This window comes from Mesorhizobium shangrilense, assembly GCF_028826155.1.
Taxonomy (GTDB): domain Bacteria; phylum Pseudomonadota; class Alphaproteobacteria; order Rhizobiales; family Rhizobiaceae; genus Arvimicrobium; species Arvimicrobium flavum.
Map to the genome: position 1 here is coordinate 1,947,119 of NZ_JAQGPN010000001.1, position 21,416 is coordinate 1,968,534.

Annotated in this window: 27 protein-coding genes; 12 read left to right on the forward strand and 15 right to left on the reverse strand. The window is 64.4% G+C overall.

The annotated features are described in order from the left end of the window. Positions 1–21: 21 nt before the first annotated feature. Complete coding sequence (locus PD284_RS09500) at positions 22–1,029, reverse strand: AAA family ATPase (RefSeq protein WP_274627960.1); 1,008 nt, start codon at positions 1,027–1,029, stop codon at positions 22–24. A 141-nt stretch (positions 1,030–1,170) separates the two neighbouring features. On the opposite strand from PD284_RS09500, the gene PD284_RS09505 reads away from it, so the two are divergent. From PD284_RS09505 to PD284_RS09515, 3 genes are read left to right on the forward strand one after another with little or no spacing between them, the layout of a single operon-like run. Then, positions 1,171–1,800 (forward strand): DUF1285 domain-containing protein, encoded by a 630-nt coding sequence (locus tag PD284_RS09505; protein WP_274630590.1) that lies wholly within the window; start codon positions 1,171–1,173, stop codon positions 1,798–1,800. Position 1,801: 1 nt separating this feature from the next. Then, positions 1,802–2,434, forward strand: a complete 633-nt coding sequence (locus PD284_RS09510; protein WP_274627961.1) for a CoA pyrophosphatase — start codon at positions 1,802–1,804, stop codon at positions 2,432–2,434. Beyond that, the gene (locus tag PD284_RS09515; RefSeq protein WP_274627962.1) at positions 2,431–3,687 is read left to right on the forward strand and encodes a CCA tRNA nucleotidyltransferase; all 1,257 of its coding nucleotides are present in this window, start codon (positions 2,431–2,433) and stop codon (positions 3,685–3,687) included. Before PD284_RS09510 ends, PD284_RS09515 begins: the two co-directional genes overlap by 4 nt. A 6-nt stretch (positions 3,688–3,693) precedes the next feature. On the opposite strand, the gene PD284_RS09520 is transcribed toward PD284_RS09515, so the two are convergent. The 3 genes from PD284_RS09520 to hemF all read right to left on the reverse strand — a co-directional run bounded on the left by PD284_RS09520 (position 3,694) and on the right by hemF (position 5,471). Continuing rightward, positions 3,694–3,879: a DUF1059 domain-containing protein gene (locus tag PD284_RS09520; RefSeq protein WP_274627963.1), complete on the reverse strand. Its 186-nt coding sequence runs from the start codon at positions 3,877–3,879 to the stop codon at positions 3,694–3,696. A gap of 125 nt (positions 3,880–4,004) precedes the next feature. After that, entirely contained in the window at positions 4,005–4,265 is a 261-nt protein-coding gene (locus PD284_RS09525) for a DUF1344 domain-containing protein (protein ID WP_274627964.1), read from the reverse strand. A gap of 291 nt (positions 4,266–4,556) precedes the next feature. After that, a complete protein-coding gene (gene hemF, locus PD284_RS09530) occupies positions 4,557–5,471 on the reverse strand; it encodes an oxygen-dependent coproporphyrinogen oxidase (RefSeq protein WP_274627965.1) in 915 nt (304 codons plus the stop codon). Between the two features lie 105 nt (positions 5,472–5,576). Between hemF and PD284_RS09535 the strand changes: the two genes are divergently transcribed. Then, the gene (locus PD284_RS09535) at positions 5,577–5,834 is read left to right on the forward strand and encodes a hypothetical protein (RefSeq protein WP_274627966.1); all 258 of its coding nucleotides are present in this window, start codon (positions 5,577–5,579) and stop codon (positions 5,832–5,834) included. 65 nt (positions 5,835–5,899) lie between these two features. Here the strand turns inward: PD284_RS09535 and PD284_RS09540 are convergent, their stop codons facing one another. The 3 genes from PD284_RS09540 to PD284_RS09550 form a co-directional block, all read right to left on the reverse strand. Further along, positions 5,900–6,598, reverse strand: a complete 699-nt coding sequence (locus PD284_RS09540; RefSeq protein ID WP_274627967.1) for a L,D-transpeptidase — start codon at positions 6,596–6,598, stop codon at positions 5,900–5,902. Between the two features lie 255 nt (positions 6,599–6,853). After that, the gene (soxR, locus tag PD284_RS09545) at positions 6,854–7,312 is read right to left on the reverse strand and encodes a redox-sensitive transcriptional activator SoxR (RefSeq protein WP_274627968.1); all 459 of its coding nucleotides are present in this window, start codon (positions 7,310–7,312) and stop codon (positions 6,854–6,856) included. Between the two features lie 163 nt (positions 7,313–7,475). Beyond that, positions 7,476–7,934 (reverse strand): tRNA (cytidine(34)-2'-O)-methyltransferase, encoded by a 459-nt coding sequence (locus tag PD284_RS09550; protein ID WP_274627969.1) that lies wholly within the window; start codon positions 7,932–7,934, stop codon positions 7,476–7,478. A gap of 290 nt (positions 7,935–8,224) precedes the next feature. Between PD284_RS09550 and PD284_RS09555 the strand changes: the two genes are divergently transcribed. From PD284_RS09555 to PD284_RS09570, 4 genes are all read left to right on the forward strand, one after another. Continuing rightward, positions 8,225–8,644, forward strand: coding sequence for a hypothetical protein (locus PD284_RS09555; protein WP_274627970.1), 420 nt, complete (start codon positions 8,225–8,227; stop codon positions 8,642–8,644). 35 nt (positions 8,645–8,679) lie between these two features. Further along, on the forward strand, positions 8,680–10,563 hold the full coding sequence (locus PD284_RS09560) for an ABC transporter ATP-binding protein (protein ID WP_274627971.1): 1,884 nt from the start codon (positions 8,680–8,682) through the stop codon (positions 10,561–10,563). 83 nt (positions 10,564–10,646) lie between these two features. Further along, positions 10,647–12,518: an ABC transporter ATP-binding protein gene (locus tag PD284_RS09565; RefSeq protein ID WP_274627972.1), complete on the forward strand. Its 1,872-nt coding sequence runs from the start codon at positions 10,647–10,649 to the stop codon at positions 12,516–12,518. Between the two features lie 34 nt (positions 12,519–12,552). Further along, on the forward strand, positions 12,553–12,864 hold the full coding sequence (locus PD284_RS09570; protein WP_274627973.1) for a DUF6665 family protein: 312 nt from the start codon (positions 12,553–12,555) through the stop codon (positions 12,862–12,864). A 48-nt stretch (positions 12,865–12,912) separates the two neighbouring features. Here PD284_RS09570 and PD284_RS09575 read toward each other — a convergent pair whose 3' ends face one another. Together PD284_RS09575 and PD284_RS09580 are read right to left on the reverse strand one after the other, a co-directional pair. Continuing rightward, positions 12,913–13,332 (reverse strand): type II toxin-antitoxin system VapC family toxin, encoded by a 420-nt coding sequence (locus PD284_RS09575; protein WP_338036643.1) that lies wholly within the window; start codon positions 13,330–13,332, stop codon positions 12,913–12,915. Further along, positions 13,329–13,628: a type II toxin-antitoxin system prevent-host-death family antitoxin gene (locus PD284_RS09580; RefSeq protein WP_274627974.1), complete on the reverse strand. Its 300-nt coding sequence runs from the start codon at positions 13,626–13,628 to the stop codon at positions 13,329–13,331. Before PD284_RS09580 ends, PD284_RS09575 begins: the two co-directional genes overlap by 4 nt. Before the next feature lie 235 nt (positions 13,629–13,863). On the opposite strand from PD284_RS09580, the gene petA reads away from it, so the two are divergent. The 4 genes from petA to PD284_RS09600 all read left to right on the forward strand — a co-directional run bounded on the left by petA (position 13,864) and on the right by PD284_RS09600 (position 17,315). After that, positions 13,864–14,448 carry a ubiquinol-cytochrome c reductase iron-sulfur subunit gene (petA, locus tag PD284_RS09585; RefSeq protein ID WP_274627975.1) on the forward strand — a complete coding sequence of 195 codons (585 nt, stop codon included), beginning with the start codon at positions 13,864–13,866 and terminating at the stop codon, positions 14,446–14,448. Positions 14,449–14,461: 13 nt separating this feature from the next. Beyond that, complete coding sequence (locus PD284_RS09590) at positions 14,462–15,754, forward strand: cytochrome b (RefSeq protein ID WP_274627976.1); 1,293 nt, start codon at positions 14,462–14,464, stop codon at positions 15,752–15,754. 28 nt (positions 15,755–15,782) lie between these two features. Further along, positions 15,783–16,643: a cytochrome c1 gene (locus PD284_RS09595; RefSeq protein WP_274627977.1), complete on the forward strand. Its 861-nt coding sequence runs from the start codon at positions 15,783–15,785 to the stop codon at positions 16,641–16,643. Between the two features lie 126 nt (positions 16,644–16,769). Continuing rightward, the gene (locus PD284_RS09600) at positions 16,770–17,315 is read left to right on the forward strand and encodes an adenine phosphoribosyltransferase (RefSeq protein ID WP_274627978.1); all 546 of its coding nucleotides are present in this window, start codon (positions 16,770–16,772) and stop codon (positions 17,313–17,315) included. A gap of 28 nt (positions 17,316–17,343) precedes the next feature. On the opposite strand, the gene PD284_RS09605 is transcribed toward PD284_RS09600, so the two are convergent. The 6 genes from PD284_RS09605 to PD284_RS09630 form a co-directional block, all read right to left on the reverse strand. Next, entirely contained in the window at positions 17,344–17,811 is a 468-nt protein-coding gene (locus tag PD284_RS09605; protein WP_274627979.1) for a MaoC family dehydratase, read from the reverse strand. After that, complete coding sequence (locus PD284_RS09610; RefSeq protein WP_274627980.1) at positions 17,808–18,266, reverse strand: MaoC family dehydratase; 459 nt, start codon at positions 18,264–18,266, stop codon at positions 17,808–17,810. The genes PD284_RS09605 and PD284_RS09610 overlap by 4 nt, the downstream gene beginning before the upstream one ends. 52 nt (positions 18,267–18,318) lie before the next feature. After that, on the reverse strand, positions 18,319–19,293 hold the full coding sequence (gene corA / locus PD284_RS09615; RefSeq protein ID WP_274627981.1) for a magnesium/cobalt transporter CorA: 975 nt from the start codon (positions 19,291–19,293) through the stop codon (positions 18,319–18,321). 209 nt (positions 19,294–19,502) lie between these two features. After that, on the reverse strand, positions 19,503–20,606 hold the full coding sequence (gene ychF / locus PD284_RS09620) for a redox-regulated ATPase YchF (RefSeq protein WP_274627982.1): 1,104 nt from the start codon (positions 20,604–20,606) through the stop codon (positions 19,503–19,505). Between the two features lie 11 nt (positions 20,607–20,617). Continuing rightward, on the reverse strand, positions 20,618–21,067 hold the full coding sequence (locus tag PD284_RS09625) for a PIN domain-containing protein (protein WP_274627983.1): 450 nt from the start codon (positions 21,065–21,067) through the stop codon (positions 20,618–20,620). Then, the gene (locus tag PD284_RS09630; protein ID WP_274627984.1) at positions 21,054–21,311 is read right to left on the reverse strand and encodes a hypothetical protein; all 258 of its coding nucleotides are present in this window, start codon (positions 21,309–21,311) and stop codon (positions 21,054–21,056) included. Before PD284_RS09630 ends, PD284_RS09625 begins: the two co-directional genes overlap by 14 nt. Between the last annotated feature and the right edge of the window lie 105 nt (positions 21,312–21,416).

A 21,416-nucleotide genomic window follows, 5' to 3' on the forward strand; every position in this document is an offset into this window, starting at 1 on the left:
TACACCCTCGTCGCCTGCATCTCAGCCTGCAGCCTGCACCAGCCGTGCGATCACGTCACGCACGCTCATGCCCTCGGCGCGGGCGGCGAATGTCAGCGCCATGCGGTGCTGTAGCACGGGCTCCGCGAGCGCGCGGACATCGTCGATCGAGGGCGCGAGGCGTCCGTCGTAGAGCGCGCGGGCGCGGGCACAGAGCGTCAGCGCCTGGCTGGCGCGGGGGCCGGGGCCCCAGGAGACGTGCTTGTCGGTGTCGGCATTGCCCTGGCCGGGCCGCGCCGAGCGTACGAGGTTGAGGATCGCCTCGACGACGCTCTCGGGCACGGGCATGCGGCGGATCAGATGCTGGATCTCCTTCAGCCGTTCCGGGGTGAGCACATTCTGCGGCTTCTTCTCGTCGACGCCGGTGGTCTCGATCAGGATGCGTCGCTCGGCCTCGAGGTCCGGATAGAGGATGTCGACCTGCATCAGGAAACGGTCGAGCTGCGCTTCCGGGAGGGGATAGGTGCCTTCCTGCTCAAGCGGGTTCTGGGTCGCCAGCACGTGGAAGGGCGCCGGCAGGTCGTGCCGGGCGCCGGCCACGGTCACGTGATACTCCTGCATCGACTGCAGCAGCGCCGACTGCGTGCGCGGGCTCGCCCGGTTGATCTCGTCGGCCATCAGGAGCTGGGCGAAGATCGGCCCGGAAATGAAGCGGAAGGAACGGCGGCCCTGCTCGTCCTGTTCCATGACCTCGGAGCCGATGATGTCGGACGGCATCAGGTCCGGCGTGAACTGGATACGGCGGGCGTCGAGCCCGAGCACCGTGCCAAGCGTGTCGACCAGCTTGGTCTTGGCCAGCCCGGGCACGCCGACGAGCAGCGCATGGCCGCCGGCCAGCAGCGCGACGAGCGTCCGCTCCACCACGCTCTCCTGACCGAAGATGACGGCGCCGACGGCATCGCGCACCCTGGAGATGTCGGTGAGCGCGCGCTCCGCCTCTGCGATCATCTCCTTTTCGCTCAGCGCCGGTTCCTTGATCATCACGCTCATGCTGGCATCAACCTTTTCTTGCGTCGGGTCATTACCCTAGCGAGGACAATGCTCCGATTCGAGGCTATCGCATGCATCCCGATCGAAGTTAATTCGCACACCATGGCTGACAAGCGCGCCAACAGTGACTATTTCGTGACCATGCCAAGCCCTGTCCAGACCCAAGGCGACAGCCTGACACGCGCCGCCGATACGGGCGGGCTGGAGGCGCTGATCTCGCGCGCCGCACGCGCCGGCAAGGGAGCGCCGCCGGTCGATCGGTGGAACCCCGAGTTCTGCGGCGACATCGACATGGAGATCCGGGCCGACGGCACGTGGTTCTATATGGGCACGCCGATCGGCCGCATGCCGCTGGTGCAGCTCTTCTCCAGCGTGCTGCGCAAGGACGCCGATGGCAGGACCTATCTGGTCACGCCGGTCGAGCGCGTGGGCATACGCGTTGCCGACGCCCCCTTCGTCGCCGTCGAGATGAATGTTTCCGGCGAGGGGGATGACCAGATCATCACGTTCCGCACCAATGTCGGCGACGTCGTGGAAGCGGGGCCCGACAATCCGCTGCGATTCGTGGACGAGGACGATACCGCCGGACTGAAGCCCTACGTCTTGGTGCGGGGCCGGCTCGAGGCGCTTGTCGCGCGACCGGTCATGTACGAACTCGTCGAATACGGGGAGGAGATCGAGGTCGAGGGCACGCCGATGTTCGCCGTGCGCTCCAGGGGCGAGGTCTATCCGATCATGCCGGCGGCGAAGCTGAAGCGTCTGGCGGGCTGAGATGGCAGTGATGTCCCGGTCGCTTTTCTCCGCCAATGAGTTCCGTCGGCGCGCCACGCGCCAGGATCCGATACGCCACGACGACGATTACGGCGACCATCGCCTGAACCCCGACTTCCGCGAGATGTTCGTGCGGAAGCAATTGCGCGATGCGGCGGTGCTGATCCCGGTCGTCGATCGCGGCAGCGAGGCGACGATTCTGCTGACCAAGCGCGCCGAGGCGCTGCGCAACCATTCCGGGCAGGTGGCGTTCCCGGGAGGCCGGATCGATCCGCAGGACGCATCGGTCGAAGACGCGGCCCTGCGCGAGACAATGGAAGAGGTCGGCCTGGTGCGCGATTCCATCGACGTGGTCGGACGCCTGCCCGATTACGTATCGGGAAGCGGCTACCGCATCGCGCCGGTGCTCGGCGTCGTCCGTCCCGATTTCAGCCTCATCATCAATCCGCATGAGGTCGACAGCGTCTTCGAGGTGCCGCTGCGCTTCCTCATGGATCCCGCCAACCACACGCGCGACAGCCGCATCTGGGAGGAAAGGGAGCGGTTCTTCTACAGGATGCCATACGAGGACTGGATGATCTGGGGCGTCACCGCCGGCATCATCCACGCGCTTTACGAAAGACTTTACGCGTGAGCGAGACCATCACCGCCGAGTGGCTCTCCAATCCGGCGCTGCAGCGGCTGCTTGCCGTGCTGTCGGCCGATGTCGAGGAGGCGCGCGTCGCCGGCGGCGCGGTGCGCAACACGCTGCTGGGGGTGCCGGTCACCGACATCGACATCGCCACCACGACGCTCCCGGAGGAAACCGCGCGGCGCGCCGAGGCCGCGGGCTTCAAGGCGGTTCCCACCGGGGCCGAGCACGGCACGGTCACGGTGATCGCACGCGGGACGCCGTTCGAGGTGACGACGCTGCGCGCCGATGTCGAAACCGACGGCCGCCGCGCCAGGGTCGTCTTCGGGCGCGACTGGAAACAGGATGCCGAACGTCGCGATTTCACGATCAATGCGCTCTACGCCAAGGCCGACGGCACGATCGTCGATCTGGTCGGCGGCGCGTCGGACATCGACAGCCGCACGATCCGCTTCATCGGCGACGCCGAGACTCGGATCCGTGAGGACTATCTGCGCATCCTGCGCTTCTTTCGCTTCTTCGCCTGGTACGGCTCGGGGCGCCCCGATGCGGACGGGCTGAGGGCCGGTGCGAGGCTGAAGGAGGGATTGGACCAGCTGTCAGCCGAACGTGTGTGGGCGGAACTGAAACGTCTTCTGTCTGCGCCGGATCCGTCGCGTGCGCTGCTCTGGATGCGCCAGGCAGGCGTTCTGTCACGGATTCTCCCCGAGAGCGAGAAATGGGGGATCGACGCGATCCATGGTCTGGTTCAGGCCGAACGCGACCTCGGCTGGGAAGTCGATCCGATGCTGCGCCTCGAAGCAATGGTGCCGCCGGCGGCCGAACGCATGGAGGCCATGGCAGAGCGTCTGAAGCTTTCGAACAACGAAGCCGAGCGGCTGGAGAAGTGGGCGAAAGCTCCGCAGGTTCGTCCGGACGCTTCCGAGCGAAGCCTTGGCCAGCTCCTCTACGCTTCTTCGCCCGAGGGTTTGTGCGATCGCCTTCGCCTTGCCCTCAGCGCGGCTCGCTGGCGTGCCGCGCAGGACACGAACGCACTGGTCGAGGCCGGCGGCCATGCGCGGCTGCTGCGTGCGGCGCAAGAATGGGCGCGGCCTACCTTTCCGCTCAAGGGCGCTGATCTCCTCGGTCTCGGGTTGGCGAAGGGACCGAAGGTCGGAGAGATTCTGAAAGCCCTGGAGGCGGAATGGGTCGCTTCGGGCTTCGAGATTGAACGCGGCGCGCTCATGAAACGCGCCACGCAAATGATCGACGGCTGACGCCGGCTAGGCTGCGTCAGGGACCTTCTCGATCCGCGACCGGATCGCTTCGATCATGGTTTCGCGCACAATGGTCTCGCCATGCGTCTGCCGCATGTGTTCGACGGCGCGGCGCATCACCTCGGCTTCCTCTTCGGCGCGTGTGTGCCATTCGCAGCCCGGGACGAGAGACCCGCAATGAAATTCCTTCATCGGTTACCTCCTTGTTCTCGTTGTTCGGGTGGCGAAGCATAACACGGATCGCGCGATTCCGTTGCAGCGCAATCGAGAAGGGCGGAGCCCGAAGGCTCCGCCCCGAAGCAGACCGCCGTACGCAGCTACTTGCTGATGGTTACCTGTTCGGCGATCTTCTTCGAACCGCTCATATCCCACGAGATCTGAACCTTCTCGCCGGCTTTCAGCCCGGGATCCTTGAACCCCTTCTTGAGGTTGTAGACTGACCCGTCGGCGAGGGTCAGCGTCATGGCGTGCTTGTCGATGCTCTTGACCACGCCGCTGGTATGGGTCGCCGCGGCAAAGCCAAAAGCGGTGGTGGCGAGGATGGCGGCAGCCGCCGCCGGGATGAGGAGCGTGCGCATGGCAGGCATTCCTTCAAACAGGTGCGGGAGACATCTGGGAGTATGCCCCGCACCGGACAGGCCGTCGGGTTGCGTCGCGTCGCGGTTGCCCTGCAACCGCCGGCGTTTCCCGGCCCGCCGATAGAAATAATCCTGTGCGGCGTCGCCGCCATTAGACGAAAAAGAAAAATGTGCTGCCGCGAGTTGCCATATTTCGTAGCCGATTCAACGGTTTGTGGAGAAATTTTGGCAAACTGAATCGCGGCTCAAGGCCGCACACGGTTGTAGGAGAATTGCGGACGTGCGCGGTTCCTAGGGCCAGCGCACCTCCGGCGGCAGGCTCGACAGGATCGACGCAATGTTGCCGCCCGTCTTCAGGCCGAAGATCGTCCCGCGGTCGTAGAGCAGGTTGAACTCGACATAGCGCCCGCGGCGGATCAGCTGTTCCTCGCGATCGGCATCGGTCCAGTTTTCGTTGAAGTTCCTGCGCACCAGATGCGGATAGACCACGGCGAAGGAGCGTCCGACATCCTGCGTGAAGCGGAAATCCGCGTCCCAGCCGCCCATCTCGTCGGCCGAGTGCTGCCAATCGAAAAAGATGCCGCCGATGCCGCGCGGTTCCTTGCGGTGCGGCAGGAAGAAATACTCGTCGCACCAGGCCTTGAGGCGGTCGTAATCGGCAATTGCCGCGTGGCGCTCGCAGGCGAAGTGCATGGCCTTGTGGAAGTCACGGGTGTCGGCGTCCTCCTGCGTGCGCCGGCGGTCGAGCACCGGTGTCAGGTCGGCGCCGCCGCCGAACCACCAGCGCGACGTGACCACCATGCGCGTGTTCATGTGGACTGCGGGGACGTTCGGGTTCCACGGGTGCGCGATCAGCGAGATGCCGGACGCCCAGAAGCGCGGATCCTCTTCGCCGCCGGGCATCTGCTTGCGGAACTCGGGCGAGAACTCGCCGTAGACGGTGGAGGTATGGACGCCGACCTTTTCGAAGACGCGTCCGTGCATCATCGACATGAGCCCGCCGCCGCCCCGACCCTCGTCGCGCTGCCATTCGGTCTGCTCGAACCTGCCCGGGGTCCAGCTCGACTGCGGGCCGGCGAGCGAATCTTCCAGTTCCTCGAAGTTCTTGCAGATGCGGTCGCGAAGGTTCTCGAACCAGGCGCGGGCCGTCGCCTTGCGTTCCTCGATGTCTGCCGGCAATCCCGCCGGAATTTCAGGACGTTCCATTTCACTCCGCCATTTTGGCCGCCAATCTGGGCCACATACGAAAAGACTCGCTTTCCCGCGCGCGATCCCTAATCTTCAGGGGTGCAGGGTCAAGGAGTTCTTTTCGTGTCGACGCCGGCGAGACCGCCGCTGAACGCCCTCAGGAAGCGCCTCGAGCGCTCCCGCGCCCAGCGTCAGGGAAGGGGGCACGACGGATTCCTGCGGGAAACCTTCGTGCTGCCCCGGTCGGATGCGCGCAAGAAGGCGCGCGAGTGGTTCGATCGCTGGCCCAAGCAGGCCTACTGGACCGAGATCGAAAGCTGGTTCGAGCGGCCGGGCGACGTCATCGAGTTCACCATCAGGAGACTTCCGGCCGCCGACTGAGGCGACGCCGATTTGCCTTCAGGCGCCGGCGCCAGAGCGGCGCCAATGGGCAGCGGATTCCCCGCTCAGACCACCACAAGCGGCGTCTTGCTCGGAACGCGCTCGTAGAGGTGCATGACGTCCTGGTTGAACATCCGCACGCAGCCGGCGGAAGCCGACTTGCCGATCGACCTCCACTCCGGCGATCCGTGGATGCGATAGAGCGTGTCCTCGCCGTTCTGGAAGATGTAGAGCGCCCGCGAGCCGAGCGGGTTGGTCAGGCCGGGAGGCATGCCATGACGCCACTTCTCCAGCTTCGGGTCCCGCTTGATCATGGAATCGGGCGGCGTCCAGGTCGGCCACTTGCGCTTCCACTGAACGACGGCGCGTCCCTTCCAGTCGTAGCCTGCACGGCCCAGTCCGACGCCGTAGCGCATCGCCTTGCCGTTCTTCAGCACCCAGTAGAGGAACTTCTCCTGCGTGTTCACGACGATGGTGCCGGCCGGCTCGCCCGTCGGGTCGTCGACGATCTGACGCCAGAACTTCCGATCCACCTGCTGGTAGGGAACCGCCGGCAGCGCGTAGCCGCCGTCCTCGACCGCCGCGTAGCTCTCGGCGTAGTTCATCTCGTGAACTTCGGACTCCGGAGGCGGAGCAGGCCTGATGGGTTTCGGCAGGGTCCCGTTGAGGGCGGTGCTGGGGGTCTGGGTGCAGGCTGAGACTGCGGCAGCGCCGAGAAGCGACGTTCCAATCAGGAACGTACGGCGCGAAAGGACATTCGGCATTTTATGGAGTGCTTTTCCAGGAATTCTTTAAGTTCTGCGGGAGGGCGGCGGTGGCCGCTGCAGGAGGGCTTGTTCAGTCGAACTGTGACGCAGGCGCGTCTAAATTGAGGCAAAAATAAGGCTGTCCGCTCGCTGTTGCAAAAGCGTCACGCCTGCAAGTTCGGGCAGGCCGAGGCCGGTTTCAGCGCCGACACCGCAGCCGCGCTGGCTCCGGTACAGCCGGGATGAGCGGGCCCGCGGCGCCCTCACGGCAGATCACTTGTTGGTGACACCTCGGTCCTCGACGCGGAGCCGGTGTGGCCCCGCGCCTGCTTCGGCCAGGCGGTCCTGCGGATTGCGGAGGTTGCACTTGTCGATCGACAGGCAGCCGCAACCGATGCAGTCGTTCAGGCCGTCACGCAGGCGCTCGAGCTGGCTGATGCGGCGATCGAGGCTGTCGCGCCATCGCATTGAAAGCAGACTCCAATCCTTGCGGTTCGGCGTGCGACCTTCCGGCAGCGCCCGCAGCGCGTCGCCGATCTCGGCGAGCGAAATGCCCATCTCCTGCGCGACCTTGATTATCGCCACCCGCCGAAGCACGTCGCTGCCATAGCTGCGCTGGTTGCCGGCCGTCCGATCACTGCGGATCAGCCCCTTGGTTTCGTAGAAATGCAGCGTCGAAACCGCGACCCCGCTGCGGCGCGCGACATATCCCACGCTCAAACCGTGACGCATGGAGGCGACTCCGCTTGACCTCAAGATTACTTGAGGTTTTATCAATCCATCCGTTCAACTGCAATCAGGGAGCGGATCGATGAGACGTTTGGCCGGAACCAGAGTGGTGGTGCGCCCTGACGGGCTGGTGGAGATCGTCCGCGAACCTTGGCTGCGCAGCGGCTCAACCGATCTGCCTGAGCGCCTCGCCTACGACCATCGCGGCGGCGAGCGCGATGTTCAGGCTGCGGCCGCCGCCGCGCATCGGGATCAGCAGGCGCGCATCCGAAATGTCGTGGACTGCCTGCGGGACGCCTGCCGATTCGCGGCCGAGCAGCAGGACGTCGCCATCCTCGAAGCGGAAGTCGGTGTAGGGCTGCGCCGCCTTGGTCGACATGAGCACCAACCGGCGGCCTTCCGCGCGCCGTTGCTGCTCGAAGCGCGCGAAGTCGACGTGCCGGGTCAGTGCCGCCATTTCGAGATAGTCCATGCCGGCGCGCTTGAGCGATCTGTCGCTGATGTCGAAGCCCGCCGGCTCGATCAGGTCCACGGCCAGTCCCAGGCAAGCGGCCATACGGAGGATGGTGCCGGTGTTGCCGGCGATGTCGGGCTGGTACAGCGCGATTCTGATGCCAGACTGCATTCCTGGTCCCATTCCTTGGCGTTGCGCATTGGCAACATTGTCAGGAGAGTGCGACAAAGTTGCACGCTGCGGGTAGCCAAGTTCGTCGAAGCCGTCTATAGAGCGCGCCGTGTCAACTCGAACCGACGGAGGCGGATATGGAATTCATGATGACCGTAGATATCCACCGCCCCAACCAGGCCCTCTGGGCCTGACCGCGGTTTCGGTTCGACGCTTCCTCTGACAGTCTAGAGCAACCTCGTCTCGATTCCGCCGGAAAACATTTTTCCGTCTCCGAAGGAATCACGACGATGCAACACCATCAAGGATCGCGCCGCGATCCGCTTCTTATCCAGTTCGACAGGCATTCCGAGTTGAGCACGCTGCACGAGGCGAAGCTCGCCGCATGGGCTTTCGCCATCGGCGAGGGAGCTTCGCCAGCCAGCCCCGGTCGTCGCCTGCACCGCGGCATGCTGCCGGACGTGCTTCCACCGGACAAGCCGCCGGGCGCGCGGCGGCCGTCGCTCCTGATGCGGCTTGCGCGGGCGTCGGCGCGCCTCTTCGTCGCCGTCGAGGCGCCTGCGGCTCCTGTCACTGCGTTGTCAGCAGAGGCTGAGGGAGCCGCCGGTGAGCGCGCGGCAAGCATGTACAAGGGCCGGACGAACGCTGAAGAGGCCGCTGGCGTCCATGCGGCCGAGATCGAACAGCCCATCGGTTTGCGCGCGGCCTGACCGGCCGCGCGTTCCATCCTATATTGAGACCTGACATGATACTGAAATGGTTTGAAAAACGGCTGGAGCCGTTCCCTGCCGAAGAGCCGGTGGAGCCGCCGAAGACGCTCATCGCCTTCTGCATGCATTACACGCGCGGGGCCTGGCCTTACGTGGCGATGGACGCGGTGCTGGTCGCAGCGATCGCCATCACCGAGGTGTGGATGTTCGGCTTCCTGGGCTCGATCGTCGACTGGCTGTCGGCCCAGAACCGGGCGACCTTCCTGCAGACCGAGGGCTGGAAGCTCGGCGGCATGGCTGCGGTCGTCATGATCGTGCTGCCGCTGACGGTGTTCCTGCAGTCGCTGATCCACACCCAGACGCTGATGGGCAACTATCCGATGCGGATACGCTGGCAGGTGCACCGCTACCTGCTCAAGCAGTCGATGACCTTCTACCAGGACGAGTTCGCCGGACGCATCGCCACCAAGCTGATGCAGACCGCGCTCGCCGTGCGCGAATGCGTGATGAAGCTGATCGACGTGCTGAACTACGTCATTGTGTATTTTCTCGGCATGCTGTTCATCGTCGGCTCGGCGGACTGGCGGCTGGCGACGCCGCTGGTGGTGTGGCTGGTGGCCTACGCGATCCTGCTCAGCATCTTCATCCCGCGCCTGGGACGCGTTGCCGAGGAGCAGTCCGACGCCCGCTCGATGATGACCGGGCGCGTCGTCGACAGCTACACGAACATCCAGACCGTCAAGCTGTTCTCGCACGGCAAACGCGAGGCGTCCTATGCGAAGGAGGGCATGACCACCTTCATGGACACGGTCTACCGTTCCATGCGGCTGGTGACGCTTCTCTACGCATGCCTCTATCTGCTCAACTCCCTGCTTCTGCTGTCGGTCGCCGGCCTGTCGATCTGGTTCTGGATGAACGAGATCGTGACTATCGGCGCGGTCGCCGTGGTCATCGGCCTCGTGCTGCGCCTGTGGGGCATGTCGCAGTGGATAATGTGGGAGATGTCGGCGCTGTTCGAGAACATCGGCACGGTGCAGGACGGCATCAGCTCGATCTCGTTGCCGCGGCTGGTCGAGGACCGGCCTGGCGCTACAGAACTCGACGTGCCGCACGGTCAGATCGCCTTCGAGGACGTGGCCTTCCACTACGGCAAGCAGAAGGGGGTCATCGAGGAACTGTCGCTCAAGGTGAAGCCGGGCGAGAAGGTTGGCATCGTCGGACGTTCCGGCGCCGGCAAGTCGACGCTGGTCAACCTGCTGCTGCGCTTCTACGACCTGGAGAGCGGCAGAATCCTCATCGACGGGCAGGACATTTCCGCCGTGACGCAGGATTCGCTGCGGGCTCATATTGGCATGGTCACCCAGGACACGTCGCTGCTGCACCGCTCCGTGCGCGACAACATCGTCTATGGCCGCCCCGATGCCGACGACGCCATGATGATCGAGGCGGCGCGCCGGGCCGAGGCGCTCGACTTCATCGCCACGCTGGTCGATGCAAAGGGACGCAAGGGCTTTGATGCGCATGTCGGGGAGCGCGGCGTCAAACTGTCCGGCGGCCAGCGCCAGCGCATCGCGATTGCGCGGGTGATGCTGAAGGACGCCCCTATCCTGATCCTGGACGAGGCGACCTCGGCTCTGGATTCAGAGGTGGAGGCGGCGATCCAGGAGAACCTCTACCGGCTGATGGAGGGCAAGACGGTCATCGCCATCGCGCACCGGCTCTCGACCATCGCGGCGATGGACAGGCTCGTGGTCATGGACAAGGGCAGGATCGTCGAGGAAGGGTCGCACGACGAACTGGTGGCGCAGGGCGGGATCTACGCCCAGCTGTGGCAGCGCCAGTCAGGCGGCTTCCTGCTCGACGAACCGGATGCCGTGGGAGCCAACGACCAGACCATGAAGGAGCAGGCGGCGGAATGATGAGTGCCGCGCGCCGTCTGTCACGCCACTACAAGCCCGCCGCCTTGCGCAGGCCATAGAACGCCATTTCCAGAATGAAGCCGATGAACAACGACAGTTCCTTCCGCGATCGCCTCTGGCAGACCTTCGAAGGTTCGATCGATCCCTTCCAGGACACCGACCGCGCCGTGCTTCCGGACAACGCCTGGCAGTTCATCTTTTATTTCGCGCGCCAGGCGAAGTGGCCCTTCTTCCTCTTGCTGGTCGTCGGCGGCCTCGCGGGCGCCATCGACGCGGCCATGTACTGGGCCGTCGGCTGGCTCGTCGACCTGCTCGACCGCTCGAACCCGGCAACGCTCTTCCAGGAACACTGGCCGGCGCTGCTCGGTCTTGTCCTGCTGGTCCTGGTGGCGCGCACGGTGGTCATGATCGCCTCGGCCGTGCTCGAGCAGCAGATCATCGTGCCGGGCTTCTACTCGATGGTGCGCTGGCAGTCCTTCAGGCGCGTCATCGAGCAGCCCTATGGCTTCTACCAGAACGATTTCGCAGGCCGGATCGCCACCAAGATCATGCAGGGCGGCGAGGCGGTCGGCGACTTCATCGTGAACATCGTCCAGACGATGTGGTCGTTCCTGACCTTCATCGTCCTGGCCATCACCATCCTGGTGTCGCTGGACCCGCTGATGGGGGCCGTGGTCGGGCTCTGGTTCTGTGGCTATCTCGCCATCATCCGCTTCCTCTTGCCCGAAATGCGACGGGCCGGGCGCGAAACCGCCGACCAGCGCTCCATCTTCAATGGCAGGCTTGTCGACGCCTTCACCAACATCATGGCGGTAAAGCTGTTCGACAGCGGTCGGCGCGAGCACACCTACATCCGCGACGGAATGGAGAATTTCCTCCTGGCGGTGCTGCGGCTGACGCGGGCGATCACCACCGTGCGCTCGGCGGTCGCCCTGCTGAACGGCGTGATGATGAGCGCCGTCGGCGGCCTTGCCGTGCTGGCGTGGGCGAACGGCGAAATAACGACCGGCGCCATCGCGGCGGCGCTCGGGCTGGTGTTCCGCCTCAATCAGATGTCGGGCTGGATGATGTTCAACATCAACGGTCTCGTGCGCAACTACGCCACGGTGCAGGACGCCACGCGCACCATCTCGGTGACGCCGGCGATAGCCGATGCGCCGGACGCCGCCGTCATGCCGCGGGCCACGGGCGACATCCGCTTCGAGAACGTCTCCTTCAACTACGACAAGGGCAGCGGCGTCATCGACAATCTGAACCTGCACATCCGACCCGGAGAGCGCGTGGCGCTGGTCGGCCCGTCCGGGGCCGGCAAGACGACTGTCGTCAATCTGATGCTCCGCCTGTTCGACGTTGAGAAGGGGCGGATCCTCATCGACGGCCGCGACGTGCGCGAGGTGACGCAGGCTTCCCTGCGGGCGCAGTTCGGCGTCGTCAGCCAGGAGGCGATGCTGATGCATCGCTCGATCCGCGACAATATCGGCTATGGCAGGGCAGGGGCGTCGGACGCGGACATCGTCGACGCTGCAAGGCGGGCGGCGGCGCACGATTTCATCGTCGAGGTCACCGACCCACGCGGCCGCAAGGGATATGACGCGCATGTCGGCGAGCGCGGCGTAAAACTCTCGGGCGGCCAGCGCCAGCGCGTCGCCATCGCCCGCATGATGGTCAAGAACGCGCCCATCCTTATCCTCGACGAGGCGACGTCCGCCCTCGATTCGGAAGTGGAGGCCGCCATCCAGGAGAACCTCGCCCAGCTGATGGAGGGCAAGACGGTGATCGCCATCGCCCACCGCCTTTCGACCATCGCCGCGCTCGACCGGCTGATCGTCCTCGACGAAGGCAAGATCGTCGAGGAGGGCACGCATGATGAACTCATCGCGCGCGGCGGTCTCTACGCTCAGCTCTGGAAGCGTCAGTCGGGCGGCTTCCTGGCCGATCGGCTGGCGGCGGAGTAGGCTCCCATGCGGATAGCAGCGAGCAGCGTGAAGAATGTCCCTGCGCCCACCTGACCTGACCGGCGGCCGGTCCGCCGAAAGCGGTCTCGACTTGCTCGGCTACGAGATGATGGCCGAGAAGGCGTCGGCGCTCGGCCGGGCCGGCAGGCAGGTCGAGATCTGCCTGGAGAAACTGCGGGCGCATGACCGCGGCTCGGAAGGGCGCACGGCGGCCCTGAAGGATGCGGCAGAGGCGGTCTATGCCTATTTCATCCAGCGCGAGCTTTGTGGCCTGCGCCGGCACCAGGACGTGATTCGCGACTACGGAATTCCAAATGAGGTTCTGGCACGGCTCGGTGCGAAGTGAGCTCAGCCGAATCTGTTCGCGCCGCCCATCCGCTCGTCAACGCTATGCTTACGTTTCCACCCAGGGGTTGAGCAGTTTCACGCCCGTGCCTTCGAAATCGCGGGTGTTGCGGGTGACGACGGTCAGGTCGTGTGCCAGGGCCGTAGCGGCGATGTAGGCGTCACGGTCGGAGCGGGGATTGGGGACATGCAGCGCCGCGCATCGGAGTGCAACGCGCACGTCTATCGGTATGACCCTGCCTTCGAAGCCCGGCAGTACGCGTTCGTCAATCCATGTGCGCAGCATGTGGCCCTGCAGCTTGTCGTGCCGCAGCGCTCGCAAGACGCCAATTTCGAGCTCGAGGACCGACACGCAGGAGCAAGCCAGCAGGGCTTCGTCCTGACCGTCTATCCATTGCGATACGTTCTCGTTGGCGCGCTCCGGCCGACGCAGTTCCGATATGACGTTCGTGTCGAGCAGGAACATCATTCGGAATCGGGAACTTTCAGAGAGAAACCACTCAGCCTCGGAGGTTCCCAGTCGAAGTCTGCCTCCGGCCGGAGGTCCGCCAGCGCCCGCGCCAAGCTCTTGCGCTTCGGCGCTTCAGCCGGCGCCTGCAACGCCTCAAGCCGGTCATACTCATCCTTGGTCAGAAGAACATGACTGGGTTTGCCGCGATCGGTGATGAAGACCGGACCCTGCTTGGCCGCGCGCTTGGCCCGAGCCGTGTCCTGATTGAACTCGCGGCTGGACATGGTCGTGACCGGTGCGCGGACGACGTTCATTGCACAGTCTCGCTTCTCAACAATGTAGACACGTTGCTACATTTTCGGGAAGCCGTCAAATCACAAACCCTTGCACATCCCCCGCGACAATCTGCCCACGCCGATCCTGCCGTCTGGACAAGCATAGGCTTCCTGCATAGAAACCACACGCAATGCCGGTAATTTCGCCAGCCTGATCGCCAGCGTGTCGGGACGGGGTATGTGAGCGGGGACAATGCTCGTGGCCGGCGATCGCATGAGGAAGGATCGACGTTCCGTGAGCGCAGACGATACGATTGAACCCAACCGCCGGGACTTCCTGTACGTGACGACCGGCATGGCTGCCGTCGTCGGTGCAGGAGCCGTGGCTTGGCCCTTTATCGACCAGATGCGCCCAGACGCGTCGACGCTCGCCGCGTCCTCGATCGAGGTCGACGTGGCGGCGCTCGAGCCGGGCATGTCCATGGTCGTCAAGTGGCGCGGCAAGCCCGTGTTCATCCGCAACCGCACGCCGCAGGAAGTCGAGGCCGCCAAGCAGGTCCCGATGTCCGAACTCAAGGACCCTCTGGCGCGTAACGCCAACCTTCCATCCGACGCCGAGGCGACCGACACCGACCGTTCGGCTGGCGAGGGCAAGGAAAACTACATCGTGATGGTGGGCGTGTGCACGCATCTGGGCTGCGTGCCGCTCGGCCAGCAAGGCGACTTCGGCGGCTGGTTCTGCCCGTGCCACGGCTCGCACTACGATACCGCTGGACGCATCCGCAAAGGACCCGCGCCCGAAAACCTGCCGGTGCCGACGCTGACGTTCCTGTCGGACACCAAGATCAAGATCGGCTGAGGGGGACAGACTTATGGCCGGTGGACATTCTACCTACACCCCGAAGACCGGAATCGAACGCTGGTTCGACGCGCGCCTGCCGCTGCCGCGGCTGGTGTACGACTCCTTCGTCGCCTATCCGGTGCCGCGCAACCTGAACTACGCCTACACCTTCGGCGGCATCCTCGCGATCATGCTTGTGTTGCAGATGCTGACCGGCATCGTGCTGGCGATGCACTATGCGTCCGACACGACGCTGGCCTTCACGTCGGTCGAGAAGATCATGCGTGACGTCAACTCCGGCTGGCTGCTGCGCTACCTGCATTCCAACGGCGCATCGTTCTTCTTCATCGCCGTCTACATCCACATCTTCCGCGGTCTCTACTACGGCTCCTACAAGGCGCCGCGCGAGCTGCTCTGGATCCTCGGCTGCATCATCTACCTGCTGATGATGGCGACCGGCTTCATGGGCTACGTGCTGCCGTGGGGCCAGATGTCCGGCTGGGGCGCGACCGTCATCACCGGGTTCTTCACCGCGATCCCGCTGGTGGGCACCTGGATCCAGGAGCTTCTGCTCGGTGGCTTCGCCGTCGACAACCCGACGCTCAACCGCTTCTTCTCGCTGCACTACCTGCTGCCGTTCATGATCGCCGGCGTCGTCGTGCTGCACGTCTGGGCGCTGCACGTGACCGGCCAGACCAACCCGACCGGCATCGAAGTGAAGTCGAAGACCGACACGCTGCCCTTCACGCCCTATGCGACCATCAAGGACGCGTTCGGCATGATCGTGTTCCTGGCCGTGTTCGCCTACTTCGTCTTCTACATCCCGAACTTCCTGGGTCACCCGGACAACTACATCCAGTTCGACTCGCTGAAGACGCCAGCACACATCGTTCCGGAATGGTACTTCCTGCCGTTCTACGCGATCCTGCGCGCGATCACCTTCAACATCGGGCCGATCGACTCGAAGCTGGGCGGCGTGCTCGCCATGTTCGGCGCCATCGCAGTCCTCTTCGTCGTGCCGTGGCTCGACACGTCGAAGGTGCGCTCGGCGGTCTATCGCCCCTGGTTCAAGTTGGCCTTCTGGCTGTTCGCCGCGAACGCGATCTTCCTCGGATGGCTTGGCTCGAAGCCGGCGGAAGGCCTCTACATTCCGCTGATGCAGATTTCGACGATCTACTATTTCGCGTTCTTCCTGGTCGTGATGCCGCTGCTTGGTCTGATCGAGACCCCGCGCCGCATTCCCAATTCGATCACCGAGGCGGTTCTCGAAAAGAACAAGGGCGCTTCGGCCGCACTGGGCGCGACCGAAGAAGCCAGGGTCTAGGCGGGCGAGACTCGGAGAGGGCATTTTAATGAACAAGATTCTCACCGCTCTGGTTGCGGCCGGTGCACTGCTCACGGGCGTAGCGGGTTATGCGCTCGCCCAGGAAGCGCACAGCGAGGCCGAGCCGACCCACTTCCCCATCCACGCTCCGAAGGAGCAGGGCTGGAGCTTCGCGGGCCCGTTCGGCACCTATGACAAGGGCCAGCTGCAGCGCGGCCTCAAGGTCTACAAGGAAGTCTGCGCGGCTTGCCATTCGATGGAGATGGTTCCGTTCCGCGCCATGAGCGGCCTCGGCTACTCCGAGGAGCAGATCAAGGCGCTCGCGGCCGAGTACACGGTCGAGGACGGTCCCAACGACGCGGGCGACATGTTCGAGCGCCCCGGCTTGCCGTCTGACCATTTCCCGTCGCCGTTCCCGAACACGGCCGCCGCAGCGGCTTCCAACAACGGCGCGGCTCCGCCCGACTTCTCGCTCATCGCGAAGGCGCGCGGCGTCACCCGCGGATTCCCGACCTTTGTCTTCGACATCTTCACGCAGTATCAGGAGAGCGGGCCCGACTACATCTACTCGCTGCTGACCGGCTACGACGAGCAGCCGCCGGCCGGCATGGAGATCGCCGAGGGCACGCACTACAACCCGTACTTCATCGCCGGCAAGTCGCTGGCCATGGCCAAGCCCCTGTCGGACGACCAGGTCACCTATGACGACGGCGCGCCGCAGACGGTCGACCAGTACGCGAAGGACGTTTCCGCGTTCCTCATGTATGTGGCCGAGCCGCATATGGAGAGCCGCAAGCAGACCGGCTTCCAGGTCCTGATCTTCATGCTTCTCTTCGGCGGGCTGGTTTACCTGACGAAGCGCAAGGTCTGGTCCAGCGTGGCGCACTGAGCGCGGACCGCAAGCCATTTGGGGAAGGGCGCCGAGAGCGCCCTTTTTCATGTCGACAACGCGCTATCCGATTGCCACCCAACGCCGACAGCGCATAAGAATAGATAGACCGCGCGGACAAGCCGAATGCGACAGACCCTCGAAGACACGCTGCTTTCGGCCATCCGAACGATTCCGGACTATCCGAAACCGGGCATCCTGTTCCGCGACATCACCACCCTGCTCGGCAATGCGCGCGCCTTCCGCCGCGCCGTCGACGAACTGGTGCATCCCTACGCCGGCATGAAGATCGACAAGATCGCTGGTATCGAGGCGCGGGGCTTCATCCTCGGCGGCGCCATTGCCCACCAACTTTCGGCGGGCTTCATCCCCATCCGCAAGAAGGGCAAGCTACCCCACGACACCGTGCGCGTGGCCTACAGCCTCGAATACGGCCTGGACGAGATGGAGATGCACAGGGATGCGGTCAATCCGGGCGAGAAGGTCATCCTGGTGGATGATCTCATCGCCACCGGCGGTACTGCGGAAGGCGCCACGAGACTGCTCAGGCAGATGGGCGCCGAGATCGTCTCTGCCTGCTTCGTCATCGACCTCCCGGACCTCGGGGGGCGCGCGAAGCTGGAGGCGCTGGACGTGCCCGTCCGGACGCTGGTCGCGTTCGAGGGGCATTGAGCGAGGGCATTGAGCCCCGGCCGATTGATCAGCCGGTCTGCACCAGCACGGCGCTGTCGAACTCGAGCACCTTGTCGCCCGTGGAATCGTATCCTGCCGCTGTCATCGACAGGATACGCCAGCCCGGCCGCGATGCCATCGCGCGATGGCTGACGTTGACGCGGGTGTAGGTAACCGTTTCGCCTGCGTAGACAGGCTTTAGCCATTTCAGGTTTTGGAAGCCGGGGGAGGGGCCGAACACGGGCTCCGGTCCTTCGCCGGTCCACGGGCGCTTGTCGCGCTCGATCGACAGGAGATTGTGCCGCATCCACATCGCCGCCGTGTGCCAGCCCGACGCGCAGAGCCTGCCGAACACGCTGCGTTCGGCGGCCGCTTCGTCGAGATGGAACGGCTGCGGATCGTACTTGGCGGCGAACGCCTTGATCTCGTCTGCCTGGAAGGTGTGCGAGCCGAGCGTCCTGGTGACGCCGATGTCGAGAAAATCGTCCAGCGTCATGCTGCGCTCCTGGCCAGGAACATTCCGGTGTTTTGAAGTTCCAGCACGACCTCGCCACGCTGGTTGACGAGCTCGCTGCGGACGGTGACGAAGCCCAGGCCGGGCTTCGACTTGGACGCCCGCTTTCCGAGCACCGTGCTGTGGCCGGTCAGCGTATCGCCGGCAAGCACGGGCTTCTTCCACCGTGTGAACTCGATCCCGGGAGATCCCTGGGACGTCGAATCGAGCAGGAACCCGTCGCACAGCATGCGCATGAACATGCAGCAGGTGTGCCAGCCCGAAGCTGACAAGCCTCCAAGGATGCTGGCCTTGCCCGCCTCCTCATCGAGGTGCATCGGCTGGAAGTCGAACTGCTCAGCGAACTCGATGATCTCGGCGGCAGTTACCGTCCGGGTTCCGAGGGCGATCGATACGCCCTCCTCGAGATCTTCGAAGGCCCATTTCGCAGACGCCATCAATCAAACCTGCTCAAAGTTGAACATCCGGGGCTTTAGCGCGCGAGCCGCGTCAAAGCCAGCCACGCCGGCGAAAATACCAGAAGGGAAGAATCGCCGAGACGATCATCAGCCCGAGCGCGATCGGATATCCGTACTGCCACTTCAGTTCGGGCATGACGTCGAAGTTCATGCCGTAGACGGATGCGACCAGGGTGGGCGGCAGGAACACGACCGCCGCGACGGAAACGATCTTGATGATCGCGTTCTGCTGGATGTTGATCATGCCGAGCGTGGCGTCGAGCAGGAAGGTGATCTTTTGCGACAGGAACGAAGCATGGTCGCTCAGCGAGGCCACGTCCCGGGACAGGGTTTTTACGCGGGCGCGGGCTTCCTTGCCGTCCTTCGTGTGGCCGACCGCATTGGCGAGGAAGCCCGACAGGCGCTGCAGCGTGGTCAGGCTGTCGCGCATGTTGGAGGTCAGCGATTCCTTGCGGCCCAGTCCCTTTAGGACGAGCTGGAAGTCGCGGTCGCGCTTGGATGCCTTCTTCTCCGTCGGATTGAAGATGTCCTTCGACAGGGCCTCCACGTCGCGCGAGGCGCGCTCCAGCACGTCGGCAAGGCGGTCGACGATCGCCTCCAGCAGTCCGATGAGAACCGTCTCGCCGGTGGTGCAGCCGGTCGCCGCCTTTTCGGCGCGCTGCGGAAAGGTCTGGAAGGCGCGCGGCTCGTGATAGCGGATAGTGACGAGGTGGTTGCCGGACAGCACGAAGGTCACAGGCGACATGACCGGCTCGTCTCCTTCGGCCTGCGCCGGCAGGATCGCGGTCATCACATGGGCGCCGTTCTCGACATAGAGGCGGCTGGAGATCTCGATCTCCTCCATCTCCTCCCGGGTCGGTACGCCCACGTCGAGCCACCGCTCGATGGCCGCTTCCTCTTCCTTGTCGGGATTGACCATGTCGATCCAGACGACGCGGTCCTCGTTGCCGGCCAGGCCCTCGACGAGGCGAAGGCGATCCTTGTCCACGACGAATGCCTTGATCATCGCCGTCTCCCTTGATTCGAGCCAGGAGGTCCGCCGCGCGGACACGTTTTTGAAGGGAACGCAGGCGGCGGGCGCGTCCCGGGGGAAGGCCGCTCGCGCCGAGCCGCCTTAGCCCCGGAACTCCGGGTGGTCAAGGTTGAACGATTTTCCGGCCGCCTGGCGCGGACGGGCAATTGAGTTAGCCCGCCGGCCGCAGCGCCACGGCATTTCTATGTATTGAACTTGAACAGCAGCACGTCGCCGTCCTGGACGACGTATTCCTTGCCCTCGTCGCGCGCCTTGCCGGCTTCCTTGGCCGCGACCTCGCCGCCGAGCGTAACGTAGTCCTCATAGGCGATGGTCTGGGCGCGGATGAAGCCGCGCTCGAAATCGGTGTGGATCACGCCGGCCGCCTGCGGCGCCTTGGTGCCCCGCTCGATGGTCCAGGCCCGCGTCTCCTTCGGGCCTGCCGTGAAGTAGGTGATCAGGTGCAGCAGCTCGTAGCCGGCGCGGATCAGCCGGTCGAGGCCCGGCTCCTCGAGGCCCATGGCCTCAAGATATTCCTTCGCCTCTTCGTCAGGCAGCTGCGCGACCTCCGCTTCGATGGCGGCCGAGATGATGACCGTGCCGGCGCCCTGCGTGGCGGCCATCTGCTCGACGGCCTTGGTATGCGCGTTGCCGGTGGCCGCATCGGTCTCGGCGACGTTGCAGACATAGAGCACCGGGTGCGCGGTGAGCAGGTTGAGCCCCTGCAGGATCTTGAGGTCTTCGTGGGCGATGCCTTTCAGCATGACGCGGGCGGGCTTGCCGTCCTGCAGCAGCGCCAGCGCCTGTTCCATGACCGGCAGCACCGTGATGGATTCCTTTTCCTTGCCCTGCGCGCGCTTGCGGGTGTTGACGATGCGGCGCTCGAGGCTTTCCAGGTCGGAAAGCATCAGTTCCGTCTCGACGGTGTCGGCGTCGGCGACGGGATCGATCTTGCCTTCGACATGGGTGATGTCGTCGTTCTCGAAGCAGCGCAGCACATGCACGATCGCGTCGACCTCGCGGATGTTGGCGAGGAACTGGTTGCCCAGCCCTTCGCCCTTGGAGGCGCCGCGCACGAGACCGGCGATGTCGACGAAGGAGATGCGGGTCGGGATGATCTCCTTCGACTTCGCGACGTCTGCGATCTTCTGCAGGCGCGGGTCAGGGACGGCGACCTCGCCGGTGTTCGGCTCGATGGTGCAGAACGGATAGTTCGCCGCCTGCGCGGCGGCCGTCCGCGTCAGTGCGTTGAAAAGCGTCGACTTGCCAACGTTGGGCAGGCCAACGATGCCGCATTTGAAACCCATGTTCGGTCGTCCTAGCGGGGAGAGAGAATGTCCTCGGGCGTATGGGCGAAAGGATCCACGATCGTCAAGCCCTCGATGCGTTGCCCGTCCTGCAAGTCCTCGGAGAGGAAGTGCGTGCAGCCGAGTTCCGTGGCAGAGGCAAGCAATAGGCAGTCCCACCAGGAAACCCCATAGCGGAGGTGCAATTGGCGTGCTTCGTACACCTCTCGGACAGTGAGTGGGCTGTCGCCAAGTTCGGAGAAGCTGGCCATCGTTTCGAAAACCTGTTCCGGGTTCTCGAACCACTTCTTCCGTAAAAGGACGTAGGTGCACTCGTTCAGCACCTGAAGATTGGTGATGGCTGCACGGCGTGTTGCCAACGCCGTCAGCCAGCGTTTCGCCTTGGAGGCTTTTTCGGGATCTCTCCTGTCGTGCGAATAAAGCAGGACGTTGGTGTCGATGAAGACCCTATCGTCTGGCATTTCGCTCGTCGGCGGTGGGCATGCGACCGTTTTCAGTCACATTCCATTTTGGGCCAGCGAAGATGCGCTCAAGCGCCTCAAGCTGACGATTGCGTTCCTGATCCGCTGCTGCGCGCTCGTCGGCTTCAATCCTCTCCCGCGTGGCTTCCGCCAGGTATTTGGAAACACTCTTTCCGGCTCGCGCTGCGGCCACCCGAGCGCGGTGCGCAAGATCCTCATCCATGGAGATGGTTATGTTCTTCATTGCGGAGCTCCACGAGAACACGGATTTCGTGTATTCGTGAAGATAACACTCTGCGGTCGGAAGCTCAAGAAACGGGCCGGGAGGCAAAAATGGTGCCGAAGGACG